Origin of the sequence: Xenorhabdus budapestensis (assembly GCF_002632465.1) — a bacterium.
Classification (GTDB): domain Bacteria; phylum Pseudomonadota; class Gammaproteobacteria; order Enterobacterales; family Enterobacteriaceae; genus Xenorhabdus; species Xenorhabdus budapestensis.
In genome coordinates this window covers 143,439-157,194 of sequence record NZ_NIBS01000006.1, presented here as the reverse complement: position 1 = coordinate 157,194, position 13,756 = coordinate 143,439, and the positions used below count along the sequence as shown (strand labels likewise).

The window sequence follows — 13,756 nt, the reverse complement described above, 5'->3', positions numbered from 1 at the left end:
TACTGCCATTCTTTTCAGATAATAATGATGATTGGGAGGTAGCTTTGTTTTTGGCACAGGAAATTATTCGCAAAAAACGAGATGGTTATCCACTGAGCGAAGAAGAAATCCGTTTCTTTATTAACGGAGTGTGTGATAACACGGTATCCGAAGGGCAAATCGCCGCATTAGCAATGACCATCTATTTCCGTGATATGACGATGGAGGAACGTATTGCTTTAACATTGGCAGTACGTGATTCCGGTACAGTTCTGGATTGGAATAAATTGAATTTGCATGGCCCGGTTGTTGATAAACATTCGACGGGCGGGGTTGGTGATGTAACATCCCTGATGTTAGGGCCGATGGTAGCAGCATGTGGAGGTTATGTCCCGATGATCTCAGGGCGCGGACTGGGGCATACCGGAGGAACGTTGGATAAATTAGAATCCATCCCCGGTTTTGACATCTTCCCTGATGAACATCGTTTCCGTGACATTATCCGGGATGTTGGCATTGCGATTATCGGTCAGACTCATTCATTGGCACCTGCGGATAAGCGTTTTTATGCAACACGTGATATTACTGCTACTGTTGACGCTATTCCGCTGATTACCGCCTCTATTCTGGGCAAAAAATTGGCTGAGGGATTGGATGCCTTGGTCATGGATGTGAAAGTAGGTTCCGGGGCATTTATGCCGACTTATGAGCAATCGGAACAACTGGCGGAATCCATCGTTGCGGTAGCTAATGGTGCGGGTTGCAAAACAACCGCATTGTTAACCGATATGAATCAGGTGCTGGCATCCAGTGCGGGTAATGCACTGGAAGTACGTGAAGCGGTTCAGTTTCTGACGGGAGAATACCGTAATCCCCGGTTATTTGAAGTCACTATGGCATTGGCTGCTGAAATGCTGGTATCAGGTAAATTGGCAGAAGACCGTGATACTGCATATCGTAAGTTACAGACAGTTCTCGACAGTGGTAAAGCAGCAGAAGTTTTTGGACGTATGGTTGCTGCCCAAAAAGGGCCGGTCGATTTTGTTGAAAACTATACTCATTATTTGCCGACGGCCTCTTTCAGCAGACCTGTATTTGCTGAAAAGCGTGTTATTGAAAAACAATGCATTGTGACAGAGATGGATACCCGGGCATTAGGTATGGCCGTGGTGGCGTTAGGAGGTGGCCGTCGTAAGGCTACGGATACGATTAATTACAGTGTGGGACTGAGTGGTATTATTGCACTTGGTTCAGAAGTCAACACAGATACCCCTCTGATGACGATCCATGCCAATAGTGAAGATGAGTGGCATACAGCGGCGGAGACTGTGCGTAAGTCGCTTGTTCTACAACAGAAAGCTTTACAACAGACGAATGTTTTGGCAGCGGAATCAAATGTAGAAACGAAAGTCACCACACAGATGGTTTATCGTCATATCAGTGGATAAACCAACATAAGCACTGAAAATAGATTTTAATAGCTGGCAGTTTCCGCATTGATAGCGTGAATTGACGCAGGAGAAAATTATGAAACGTACATTCATCATGGTATTGGATTCCTTTGGCATTGGTGCGAGTGCAGATGCAGACAGATTTGGTGACAAAGGATCTAACACTTTAGGACATATTGCGGAGCAATGTGCCTGTGGTGAAGCTGATATCGGTCGTCAGGGATTATTGAAGTTGCCCAATTTGAGCCGCTTGGGGCTGGGTAAAGCGGCAGAAGAGTCCAGCGGAACTTTCCCGATTGGTTTAGACAAAGATGCCGACATTATTGGTGCCTATGGCTATGCAAGTGAACTTTCTTCTGGTAAAGACACGCCATCAGGTCATTGGGAAATTGCTGGTGTTCCGGTTTTGTTCGACTGGGGTTATTTTCAGGACTTAGAAAACAGCTTTCCGCAGGAATTGCTGGATAAATTGGTTGAGCGCGCTAATCTCCCAGGGTATTTGGGCAATTGCCACTCTTCCGGTACAGTTATTCTGGACAAACTGGGAGAAGAGCACATGGAAACCGGCAAGCCGATTTTCTATACCTCTGCGGATTCCGTTTTCCAGATTGCCTGCCATGAAGAAACATTCGGTTTGGATAAACTGTATGAATTATGTGAGATCGCCCGTGAAGAGCTGAATATTGGCGGTTATAACATCGGTCGTGTTATTGCTCGTCCGTTTGTGGGTGATAAAGCGGGTGATTTCCAACGTACCGGTAATCGCCATGATTTGGCGGTTGAGCCTCCTGCCCCAACCATTCTGAAGAAACTGGTTGATGAGAAACAGGGCGAAGTGGTTTCCATTGGCAAGATAGCGGATATTTACGCTAATGTTGGTATTACCAAAAAAGTCAAGGCAACAGGGATTGATGCTTTGTTTGATGCTTCATTGGTTGAAATGGAACAGGCCGGGGATAACACAATTGTGTTTACCAATTTTGTTGATTTTGACTCATCTTATGGTCATCGCCGTGATGTGGCAGGTTATGCGGCAGCGCTTGAACTATTCGACCGCCGCTTGCCGGAAATGCTGAAGCAGGTTAAAGAAGATGACATTCTGATCCTGACGGCTGACCATGGTTGTGACCCGACCTGGCCAGGCACAGATCATACTCGTGAGCATATTCCAGTGCTGGTTTATGGGCCAAAAGTGAAACCTGGCTCATTGGGGCATCGTGAAACATTTGCTGACATTGGTCAGACAGTGGCGAAATATTTCGACCTGACACCAATGGACTATGGTAAAGCGATGTTCTGATTTTTCTGGGGGCAGCTATTGGCTGCCTCGATATTTACCTATTTTTAACTACGTAATAAAAACAAGGAATAGATTTATGGCTACTCCACATATTAATGCTGAGATGGGCGATTTTGCTGATGTTGTTCTGATGCCAGGTGATCCACTACGTGCAAAATATATTGCGGAAACCTTTTTAGAAGATGCCCGTCAGGTTAACGATGTCCGTGGTATGCTGGGTTTCACTGGTACTTACAAAGGCCGTCGCATTTCAGTGATGGGACACGGAATGGGCATTCCATCCTGTTCCATTTATGTGAAAGAATTGATCACCGAATTTGGTGTCAAAAAGATTATTCGCATTGGCTCCTGTGGCGCAGTGAGTGAAGACATTAAAATTCGTGATGTTGTGATTGGTATGGGGGCTTGCACTGATTCCAAAGTCAACCGTGTGCGTTTTAAAGATCATGACTTCGCGGCAATCGCCGATTTTGATTTGGTTCGTAATGCGGTTGATGCAGCTAAAGCGAAAAATATCAACGCACGTGTTGGCAATCTTTTCTCTATAGATCTGTTTTATACCCCTGACCTACAAATGTTTGATATAATGGAAAAATATGGTATTTTGGGTATTGAAATGGAAGCAGCAGGTATTTACGGTGTTGCAGCCGAATTTGGTGCAAAAGCACTGGCGATCTGTACTGTTTCTGACCATATTCGCACAGGTGAGAAAACTACCGCTGAAGAGCGTCAGACAACGTTTAATGACATGATTGAAATTGCACTTGAGTCTATTTTGTTGGGTGATAATTAAAAAAGCCTAAGTAATTTTATCTCCTGATTAAAAATAAAAGCTCTTCTCAATAATGGGGAGAGCTTTTTTGTTGCTCAAATTAATACATTATTTGAACAGATCGGTTAAAAATGATTCTCATCTATTTATTCAGTTGCCATTTCATTTCACATTAATTTACCTGTAAAAAGAATGGAAAAATTAATTTAACAAAAAATAAATCTGTTAAATAAAAAATAATGATTTAATTATATTATAATTAGCTTGTTAATTGTATGGATTGGATAAATGGTTTGTTTTTATTTTGATATAAGCCATAAAGACAATAGTAAAAACTATATTTAATAATTATCTTGATATAATTATATAACTATTTTTTCGGAAAGATAAAGTTGCTCAATAAAAACACACAAACTAAGATCCTGAACTATTCATCTTTGTTCGATATAATTTAGGAAAATAACCCAAATTCACAAAATTGACAGTAAAATATACTACTTCTTATCGATGCTTTTTGATAAAAACTCATATTTCATACGCAGTTAAGGAGCATTGCCAGTTTTATCAGCTGAAATTTGACTTAAGGATTTTTGTGTAGAATGATACAGCCGGTTTGGTTTATTTGAATCAGTCAAGCTATCTGTCAAAAAACTAAATAGTAATTATTCTGAGTATCAGAAATTAATTTCTGTACTTCGGTTTCTCTTTGTATATCAGTCTGTCATTTTTTAATTAAAAGGTATAAATTCGATTATGAAAATGAATAAATTGGCAATGATTTTAGGTTTTGGTGTGGCTTTAACTACAGGTGCTGCAAATGCGGCTAACCAAGGTAATGGTACGGTTACATTTACTGGTTCTATCATTGATGCACCTTGTTCAATTAAAAATACCAATGTTGAAGTTGATATGGGGGCTGTTTCCAGCCACATCTTGAAAAAGCAAGGGCGTTCAGAATCTAAGTTTTTCAAAATTGAATTAGAAAACTGCACTACACAGACGCTGAAAGGTGTAGAAACTACTTTCACTGGCTCTATGGCTAGTGGTGAGTCTGGTTATTTAGGTATTGAAGGAACAGCAAAAGGCGCGGCAATTGCTATTACTGATGCTGGTAATAACAGACTGCCTCTGGGAACAGCAAGTAAACTACTTTCTCTGCACGAAGGTAACAATGATCTGCAGTTCGCAGCACACCTGCAAGGTACTAACTTGAGTGATGAGAAAGGTGAGAACTCAGTTGTCCCTGGTAACTTCACTGCTATTGCTAACTTTACATTAAACTATCAGTAATATTTTTACTGACTAGATAATTTTGGTAATTGAACATCAGGAAATTCATTGCTATTGATTTACTGGGTTTCTTGATAGCGTATTTAGGGTATTTCTGGGAACTAATATGCTAGCAGGACGTGATTAGAATATTCTGTAATGTGCTTTTTCTTATTGATATAAATCAATATTATTGTCAATTGAGTCAACAGAGTATGGCATTAATATAACTATTCCCATAGAAGTAATTTGAAATACCCTTTTTTATTGATTTAATCTATGGTGTTCTCTATTGGTGGTATTCGGAAAATAAAGATATTTTGCCATTTTAACTAATTTTTAATGGCTACCGATGGTGACATGTTTCCTCTACTTCCCGCTATACGGTAATTCAGTGAATCACAAACAGAGAACGTAATATATTACGGATAAGCAGTGCATGTGGTTACCTCTGCAATCCCCGGTATCTGTAGGATCCTCAAGTGAGAGCGATGAACTTTAATGATGCGATCTATTAGGCGATAGTCCTATACGCATACAGACTTGGCAGTATCAGGTAACAGCTAAATTCAAATTGGGTTATTAACGATTCATTGCTCAGAGGATGTTATGGCTTTGTTTTCAGATTCTATGAATCATTATTTTTCTTATATTAATAAAAAAAAGAACAGTAATAGGAAAAACACCTTTAATAAAAAATACGTGATTAATAAAAATAAGATAACAAATAAAATACAAATAGAACATTTAATATCTGGAATTAAACCTCTTTCTGCTTTGATATTGTTTGCGGTATCTGGTATTCAGATCGCCTATTCTAAGCCAATTGAATTCAATATTGATGCTCTGGATATCAGTGAACGCGGCAATATTAATTTAGAACAGTTCTCTCGGGCAGGTTATATCATGCCGGGGAATTATATGATGGCTGTTCGGATGAATAAGGAGGAATTTCCGGATATCTATTCTATCGATTTTATTGCTTCGGCTGATGATTCTAAAGGTAGTGAAGCTTGTATATCCCCCGAATTAGTCAAACAAATTGCTCTTAAACCAAAGTGGGCAGAAAAATTAGGTTGGCAGAATGAAGGAAAATGTCTTGATCTCAATACACTGCCGGGCATGTCAGCAAGGGGGGAGTTGGCCACTTATACGCTGTATCTGATTGTTCCTAAAATCTATCTGGAATATAACTTGCCGGATTGGGATCCTCCTTCCCGTTGGGATGAGGGGATAACCGGATTATTGTTTGACTATAACGTTAATGCGCAAACATCGAAACCGACCGGTGGTCGTAATAACCAACAGATCAGTGCTAACGGAACGGCGGGCATGAATGTTGGTGCATGGCGTTTTCGGGCTGACTGGCAGGCCAGATATCATCGTTTCAAGACCAAACATGATGACGCAGATAACTCACATCGATCAGGTGGCAAAGAGCGCCGCGATTGGGATTGGAGTCGTTACTACCTGTATCGTGCACTTCCTGGTTTAGAAGCAAAGTTAACGTTGGGAGAGGATTACCTCAATTCTAATCTCTTTGATAGCTTCCGTTATACCGGTATCAGTTTGGTAACTGATGAGAATATGTTACCACCGAACTTACGTGGCTATGCCCCTGAAGTTACAGGTGTCGCGAGAACCAATGCCAAGGTGACGGTTAGCCAAATGGGGAGAGTATTGTATGAAACTCAGGTTGCGTCAGGGCCATTCCGCATCCAGGATCTCAGTGATGCAGTGTCAGGCGCTTTGGATGTCAGAGTTGAAGAGCAGGATGGAAGTGTACAGCAGTTTCAGGTTAACACCGCAACGATCCCTTACCTGACACGTCCCGGACGTGTGCAATACAAGCTGGTTGGTGGGCAATCTACCAATGATAAGCATCGTCGTGAAGGGCCGGCCTTTGGTCTCGGAGAATTTTCCTGGGGGATCAATAACGGCTGGTCATTGTATGGTGGTTTTTTGGGATCAGGTGACTACAACGCTTTATCACTGGGGATTGGTCGTGACTTGATGGTGTTGGGTGCATTGTCGTTTGATGTGACGGAATCAAGGGCAAAATTGCCTAGAGAGAACAAAACCCTTACGGGGGGATCTTATCGTTTCAGTTACTCGAAACGTTTTGATCAATACAACAGCCAGGTGACTTTTGCTGGGTATCGTTTCTCTGAACGTAACTTTATGAACATGGGGCAATATATCGATCGCCGCTATCGCAACGTTTCTTCCGATAGTGGAAAAGAGATGTATACCGTGATGTTCAATAAACAGTTTACAGATATTGGTCTCAGTGCTTACCTCAGCTATAGCCATCAGACTTATTGGAATCGGTCAGCAAACGATCACTATAACGTCTCCCTGTCTAAATATATTGATATTGGACGTTATAAAAATATCAATGTGAACCTGTCAGCCTACCGTAACAATTTTGACAATAAAAAAGATGACGGTATGTATCTGAATCTTTCTATTCCGTGGGGAGAAAGTAGCACACTCAGCTATAACGGAATGGCCAATCGTCAAGGAAATTCCCATTCGGTGGGTTATTTTGAGCGTATTGATGATCGCAGTAACTATCGCATATCAGCAGGTACTAACATTCATGGTAAGGCATCAGCAAATGGTTATTACACCCACTATGGTGATCGGGCATTGCTGACTGCCAGCGCCAGTTATCAGAATGGTGGCAATACTACCGCAGCACTTGGCTTGCAAGGGGGAGTCACTGTCACTGCCAATGGTGCAGTTTTGCATCGCACTAATATGCCTGGCGCAACCCGGCTGATGGTGGATACAGAAGGTGTTCGCAATGTTCCTGTCCGCGCATTCGGTTCGGCAGTATATACCAACCATTTTGGTAAAGCCGTGCTGGCAGATGTAAACAATTACTACCGTAATACCGCAAATATTGACTTAGACAAATTGCCGGACGATGTAGAGGCGTTGCGCTCTGTTCAATTGGCAACATTGACGGAAGGCGCGATTGGCTATCGTAAATTCCAGGTTATATCAGGGCTCAAAGCTATGACAACTGTTCGTTTGCCTGATGGTTCATTTCCACCTTTTGGGGCATCTGTTGTTAATGAAAGCCAACGGGAAATTGGGATTGTAAATGATGACGGATATGCCTATCTGACCGGAATGAACAAAGGTGAAAAACTGAAGGTGTACTGGGATGGACGTGCTCAATGTGAGATTACCGTGCCAGATGAAATTTCGGCAGATTATTTAACTGCATTTTTGTTACCTTGTCAGTTTTTAAAAGATGAAGATAAATAAAATGTAATAAAAAAATCCATTTAATTGATCTTTAATAGAGTATTGCATTGCTTTATTTGGCATAGGTATACCGATATTAGTCGGCACCAGCAATATAAATATGATCTTTTTTGAGCATAAGCAGATGACACTATGAAACTGAAAAAAATTCTAATGATAGCGGCTATAACGGTAACAAGTTCAATGTCAGTGCATCAGGCAATGGCGGCGATAGCATTGGATCGTACCCGTGTTATTTTTAATGGAAATGAAAAATCGGTCAGCCTGAATATTGAAAATCAACATCTTGATTTGCCGCATTTAGCACAGGCATGGTTTGAAGATGATAAGGGAAATAAGATCAACAGCCCACTCGTCGTTATTCCCCCTGTGCAGCGTGTTGAAGCTGGAGCGAAGAGCCAAATCAAGATCCAGACACTGCCAGCAGTGGCCCAATTGCCACAAGATAGAGAAAGTTTGTTTTATTTCAATGTTCGTGAAATACCACCGCGCAGTGGGAAACCAAATGTTTTGCAAATAGCTTTACAGACGAAAATCAAATTGTTCTACCGCCCGGAGGCAGTTATCGCACGTCGTATTGATCATGATAACCCGTGGCAGGAAAAACTGACCTTAAGCCGTCAGGGAAACCAATATGTGGTGAACAATCCAACACCTTATTACATCACGATTTCAGAAGCTTCGAATAAGATAAATGGTAAAAGTGTAGACGGTTTTAAACCTTTCATGCTGGCGCCAAAAAGCAGTGACAAACTGGGAGGAACGGTTAGTTCATTCGGTAATCAACCGGTACTGACTTATGTCAATGATTATGGTGGACGTCCACAGTTAACATTCAACTGTAGTGATAATACTTGTGTAGTGACAAAGGTTGTAGATGAAGGGAACTGATCGGTCCTTGGTAGTCATATCCCGTCATAAACAGCTTGATGGGATCATAAAGCAGACTTCACCAGATCGTAACGGATTTTGGGATAAATGATAATGAATTTGTTAAGTATGAAGCTCTTTAACTACGCACTGAAAACATTGGTGCTACCGGTATTATTTCTGTTGGGGATTGGCAGTCAGCAAAGTGCTTATGCAAAAGATAGCTTACGCCAAAATGTCAGAATCACGATGACCGTACTCGCTCCCCCTTGTGTGATTAAACCGGAAGATAAAATCATGGAAGTCAATTTTGGCAACATTATCAACCGGGATCTTTATTTGTATCACCGTACGCCAGGCCAACAGTTCCGGCTGCATTTGGAAGAATGTGATCCCAGTGTGGCCCAGAAAGTAAAAATCAGGTTTGTCGGGCAGGAAAGCAGAGAGCAGCCCGGATTATTAGCATTCAGTTATGGCAGCAGTGCTTCAGGTGCAGCCATTGGTATGGAAAAACTGGATGGTACACCACTCTCTTTTAATAAAACGGCCCAATTTAGACTCTCTGATACGAGCAGTAACAATGTAATCCCATTTCAGGCATATGTAAAAGCTGATCCCAGTGCACTGCTGCAAAACAAGATTGGTGTAGGAGAGTTCAATGCAATGGCAACTTTTGAGCTCAGTTATGAATAGTGATTTCGGCTTCTTTTTTACCCCATGATATTCAACCTGAGTTTGATGTTATTTAGGGAAATAAATTATGCACCATATTAAAAAATCGTTGATGAAGTTTGCAGCATTGTTGATTTTCTTTAGTGCTTCATATGCCTATGGTGGAGCTTATGTTATGCCAGTGAATACTATTATATCGGGTAAACGAATTATCACTACCATGGAGATTATTGAATGGACAGAAGAAGAGGGGTTCGGCAATCCTTGTTATGGTAATGATCCATGTTATGTTGGCCCTGATGTTCAATATAATGACAACCAGCCGGGCATGTATGGTTCCTGTATTGATGCAAAGGCATGCCTGAATGACGCGCATAAGTACCGGACAACTGCGGAAGTAATGCGAGCCTATAAAAGACAGCTCGGAATCCCTATACGGGTGACGTTTCCTATTATTACCGCAGATGCTAGGTGTATAGGTTTATTTTACACCAAGCGGATATCATCGGGTTATGGTATCGCAGCGAAATTTCCTAACTCTACTTGCAACAAATTACCACCTGTAAATCAAAGTTGTGAAATCAATATACCTTCTGAAATTGCTTACGGGGAATTAAAAGCTTCAGAAGTTAATAACGCCACTCGCTCAATTAATGGGCAATTAAAATGTGCACTTCGTAGCAACAAAATAATGTTGCAAGTCAAATCCATTAATAATGAGTCAAAGATTTATCTCGATGCTAATAAGCAAATTTACTCGACATTGCAGATTGATGGAAAGAATGCGGCAGATGGTGTGCATGTTATCGCCCGGGGGAAAAATATTCCCTCGAATTTTACCCTGACATCAATATTGCACACATTAATACAACCAAAAGCCGGTAAGTATGCAGGTACAGCAGTTGTTTTATTAACCTATTTATAAATTGAGAGTAAAGAAATTATGCGAGTCAGTATGCTGGTAGGTAAAAGGATCCAAATGAAGCGAAAAGAGCTTGGGATAACAGCAGCAGAGCTGGCGGACAGAATTGGCGTCAGCCATCAGCAGTTATCACGTTATGAACGGGGAACTAACAAAATCAGTCTGGAACATTTGGTCGTCGTCTCTATTACCTTAAAAACACCGGCAAGTTGGTTTCTGGAAGATTGCTTTATTAAGCCCGCACCTCAAATGAAAAACCAACATACCTGTGTGGCTGAAACAATATTAGATTTATATTGAACAAAAAGTATTAATTAAAAAGGCAGTTATTAATTTGGTATAAAAGCCATCTCAAAACAGGGATGGCTTTTTCTTTATCAGAACACTCACAGATGGGATGAATTCTGAGACTAATGTGGATATCAACCACATTAACCCCTTACAAAAAATTAATTGATTGTTGTATTTTGAAAATAAAATTAATTTTATTTGTCGTTGTTTTGTTGTTCAATTGTAATTAAATATGCGGATTTCAAACTGTACATAAAATTATAGAGGATAGTGTATAGCCATATTTCGTAGTATTACTGCTGGAAGCAGTAACTGTGAGGACATTCTCTCTTAATCCTAATCAACGTATCTAAAGATACGAGAATCTGGTTTATACAATTAGCGCCAGTTCTGGATTAACTGATTGAAGTATCTTAGATACAAATTGAGGATGGATATAGGTAGATTGCTACAAATAGGCTAAAAAATGACAGGACAAAATATACTAACTATCTTATTGCCCTTATTTTTAATTAGTATAGTGATAGAAGCTCTGGTGCTGAACCTATTCCGACGACGTTCTCAATTGAATATCATAGAGAGCTTGGTTAATCTTTCATTAGGTGCTACTAATCTGGTAGCCGGAGTGCTTTTCACGGGCTTGCATTTATCGGTCTATTACTATGTGCAACAACATTGGGCGTTGATAGCCCGATTGCCAAATACCTTCTTACAGATACTGGCTACTTTCATACTCTACGACTTTTTCTATTATCTTAATCACTGGGTCCACCATCGCTGTAACCTACTATGGGCTAATCATCTTGTGCACCATAGCGGACAACACTTTAATCTTAGCACTGCTGTGCGCTTAGGTTTTTTCGGTAATTTTACGGTATGGGTGTTTTTTCTCCCCATGGCATTTCTAGGCATTAAATTGGAACACTATCTTCTGGCTATCGCTGCACAGTTGGTCTACCAATTCTTTATACACACAACGTTTATCCGTGAATTGGGATTTTTAGAAAAGATTTTTGTCACACCTTCTCAACATCGGGTGCATCATGCCAGTAACTCGCTCTATATAGACAAAAATTTCGGCTGCTTTTTAGTTATTTGGGACCGAATATTTGGAACCTATCAACGAGAATTATCGGAAGAGCCGCTACGTTATGGTATTACCACACCAATAGCCCAGCCTCATTCGCTAGGGTATCTGAATAGCTTTATGTATTTGGCATGTCTGCGGCAGGCAATGAGCCAGCCTAACCTGAAATCTGCTTTTAGAGTTTTATTTGGATCACCTAAATACCTGAATTTTAAAAATGAAGTTACCGCTTCACCGAATTCAAGCCCGGCAATATTTACTACCTTGTTAATGCTGATATCTCCAACACTAATTAGCTTCTATATCATTTTCAATGCAGACCAACTTAACACTATGGATGCATGGGTAGTACCGTTGATCTTCTTGTTTACCAGTTGCCTGTACTCCAGTCGTACTGAACAGAATTATTTATCGTTAGTCACTCTGTTTATAAAGGCTTTAGAAGGAATATTCATCGTTTATTTGCTAACACATTACTCCAATTTTCAGCCGTTACTTTGGTTGAGTCTGGCTATCAATATTGGAGCATTTATCGTCATTGTTACTTTTTATCTTTATGCAAGGAAAAATCACTATGAATAAATTGAGCCTTACTGATCCCCAAATAGACAACCGTCACCGTGACATCACGCGATCTAACGACTACTTACAAAACATAGCCGAGCGTTACGATAATTTTGTCTCAGACGGCAAAATGGATGTGATTGGCAGAGTATTTCATAGAATACCTTGTAAGCATGTTTCTGTTAGCTACAACCCTGCCAGTGCTGGTAGTACGCATGCACGTGAAGTTTTGCATTTAGGTTCCTATAACTATTCTGGACTCAATGGTCATCAAAGAATCATCGAATCCAGTATCAATGCAACTCATCAATACGGAACCACATCCAGCGGCGTACGCCTTCTCAATGGTACTAGCGACTTACACCTTGAAATGGAACAACGGTTGGCTAAATTCCTTGATGTGGAAGAGGTCATTACTTTCAGCTCGGGATTCTCTGCGAATCTCGCTGCTCTTTCCACGCTATGTCGTGAAGGTGACATAGTTTTCAGTGATATTCTCAACCATCAATCTATCGTCGATGGTCTGAAACTGAGTGGTGCAACGACCCGGGTTTACAAGCATGCTTCTCTGCAAAGTCTCGAAAACAAGCTTCGCCAAACTTCATTTCAGGCACGCAAATTTATTATCACCGACGGTGTCTTCAGTATGGATGGTGATTTGGCACCATTGCCCGGGATTGTCGAATTAGCACGAAAATATAATGCGTTCGTCATTGTTGATGATGCTCATGGCACCGGACATATTGGCCCGAACGGCCGGGGAAGTTGTGCTCATTTTGGTATAACGGATCAGGTTGATGTTATCACTGGCAGCTTGAGCAAAGGCCTGCCTGGGATTGGCGGGTTCATTGGTACAAATAAGAAAACAGGAAACATTATCCGTGTTGCTGCAAATCCTTATATTTACTCCGCTTCGCTGCCTCCAGCTATACTCGCTTCAATCATCAGTGCCATCGACATTCTTGAGAGCTCTCCCCAGTTGACTCTGGAGTTGCAAACCAAGGCTAAGTATTTCCGCCAAAAATTACGTGATGCAGGATTCAACATACTCAACAGCGAAACAGCCATTGTGCCATTGATTACGGGTGATGAGCATTGTTGTTACGTGATGACTCGTATGCTTCATGAGAAAGGTATCTACGTTAATCCTGTGACATATCCTGCTGTAAGTAAAACACGTGCACGAATACGGATTAATCTGAGCGCAAACCTGAACAACGAAGAATTGGATTATAGCATTCGTACTTTAATCCAAATTGGTCAGCAGCTGGCTTTGATATGACCTTATAAGGGATTCGCA

At 41.0% G+C, this 13,756-nt stretch carries 11 protein-coding genes; all 11 read left to right on the top strand.

Annotated elements, in window-relative coordinates:
* Window positions 1-44: 44 nt before the first annotated feature.
* The 11 genes from deoA to Xbud_RS08245 all read left to right on the top strand — a co-directional run bounded on the left by deoA (window position 45) and on the right by Xbud_RS08245 (window position 13,738).
* Window positions 45-1,427, top strand: coding sequence for a thymidine phosphorylase (deoA, locus tag Xbud_RS08295; protein ID WP_099135624.1), 1,383 nt, complete (start codon window positions 45-47; stop codon window positions 1,425-1,427).
* 79 nt (window positions 1,428-1,506) lie between these two features.
* Window positions 1,507-2,730, top strand: coding sequence for a phosphopentomutase (gene deoB / locus Xbud_RS08290; protein ID WP_099135623.1), 1,224 nt, complete (start codon window positions 1,507-1,509; stop codon window positions 2,728-2,730).
* Window positions 2,731-2,806: 76 nt separating this feature from the next.
* On the top strand, window positions 2,807-3,523 hold the full coding sequence (gene deoD / locus Xbud_RS08285) for a purine-nucleoside phosphorylase (protein WP_099135622.1): 717 nt from the start codon (window positions 2,807-2,809) through the stop codon (window positions 3,521-3,523).
* Between the two features lie 732 nt (window positions 3,524-4,255).
* A complete protein-coding gene (locus Xbud_RS08280) occupies window positions 4,256-4,792 on the top strand; it encodes a fimbrial protein (RefSeq protein ID WP_099135621.1) in 537 nt (178 codons plus the stop codon).
* Window positions 4,793-5,338: 546 nt separating this feature from the next.
* Window positions 5,339-8,050 carry an outer membrane usher protein gene (locus Xbud_RS08275; protein ID WP_099135620.1) on the top strand — a complete coding sequence of 904 codons (2,712 nt, stop codon included), beginning with the start codon at window positions 5,339-5,341 and terminating at the stop codon, window positions 8,048-8,050.
* Window positions 8,051-8,182: 132 nt separating this feature from the next.
* Window positions 8,183-8,941 (top strand): fimbria/pilus periplasmic chaperone, encoded by a 759-nt coding sequence (locus Xbud_RS08270; protein ID WP_099135619.1) that lies wholly within the window; start codon window positions 8,183-8,185, stop codon window positions 8,939-8,941.
* A gap of 93 nt (window positions 8,942-9,034) precedes the next feature.
* Window positions 9,035-9,613, top strand: coding sequence for a fimbrial protein (locus tag Xbud_RS08265; RefSeq protein ID WP_099135618.1), 579 nt, complete (start codon window positions 9,035-9,037; stop codon window positions 9,611-9,613).
* Between the two features lie 67 nt (window positions 9,614-9,680).
* The gene (locus Xbud_RS08260) at window positions 9,681-10,517 is read left to right on the top strand and encodes an MrpH family fimbial adhesin (protein WP_099135617.1); all 837 of its coding nucleotides are present in this window, start codon (window positions 9,681-9,683) and stop codon (window positions 10,515-10,517) included.
* An 18-nt stretch (window positions 10,518-10,535) separates the two neighbouring features.
* A complete protein-coding gene (locus tag Xbud_RS08255) occupies window positions 10,536-10,814 on the top strand; it encodes a helix-turn-helix domain-containing protein (RefSeq protein ID WP_099135616.1) in 279 nt (92 codons plus the stop codon).
* A 457-nt stretch (window positions 10,815-11,271) separates the two neighbouring features.
* Window positions 11,272-12,474 carry a sterol desaturase family protein gene (locus Xbud_RS08250; protein WP_099135615.1) on the top strand — a complete coding sequence of 401 codons (1,203 nt, stop codon included), beginning with the start codon at window positions 11,272-11,274 and terminating at the stop codon, window positions 12,472-12,474.
* Complete coding sequence (locus tag Xbud_RS08245) at window positions 12,467-13,738, top strand: aminotransferase class I/II-fold pyridoxal phosphate-dependent enzyme (RefSeq protein WP_169923035.1); 1,272 nt, start codon at window positions 12,467-12,469, stop codon at window positions 13,736-13,738. The genes Xbud_RS08250 and Xbud_RS08245 overlap by 8 nt, the downstream gene beginning before the upstream one ends.
* Window positions 13,739-13,756: the final 18 nt, after the last annotated feature.

Bases quoted from the DNA above. Each gene is read 5' to 3' on its own strand.
- deoB (WP_099135623.1), top strand. From the start codon at position 1,507: ATGAAACGTACATTCATCATGGTATTGGATTCCTTTGGCATTGGTGCG.
- deoD (WP_099135622.1), top strand. From the start codon at position 2,807: ATGGCTACTCCACATATTAATGCTGAGATGGGCGATTTTGCTGATGTT.
- Xbud_RS08280 (WP_099135621.1), top strand. From the start codon at position 4,256: ATGAAAATGAATAAATTGGCAATGATTTTAGGTTTTGGTGTGGCTTTA.
- Xbud_RS08270 (WP_099135619.1), top strand. From the start codon at position 8,183: ATGAAACTGAAAAAAATTCTAATGATAGCGGCTATAACGGTAACAAGT.
- Xbud_RS08265 (WP_099135618.1), top strand. From the start codon at position 9,035: ATGAATTTGTTAAGTATGAAGCTCTTTAACTACGCACTGAAAACATTG.
- Xbud_RS08260 (WP_099135617.1), top strand. From the start codon at position 9,681: ATGCACCATATTAAAAAATCGTTGATGAAGTTTGCAGCATTGTTGATT.
- Xbud_RS08255 (WP_099135616.1), top strand. From the start codon at position 10,536: ATGCGAGTCAGTATGCTGGTAGGTAAAAGGATCCAAATGAAGCGAAAA.
- Xbud_RS08250 (WP_099135615.1), top strand. From the start codon at position 11,272: ATGACAGGACAAAATATACTAACTATCTTATTGCCCTTATTTTTAATT.
- Xbud_RS08245 (WP_169923035.1), top strand. From the start codon at position 12,467: ATGAATAAATTGAGCCTTACTGATCCCCAAATAGACAACCGTCACCGT.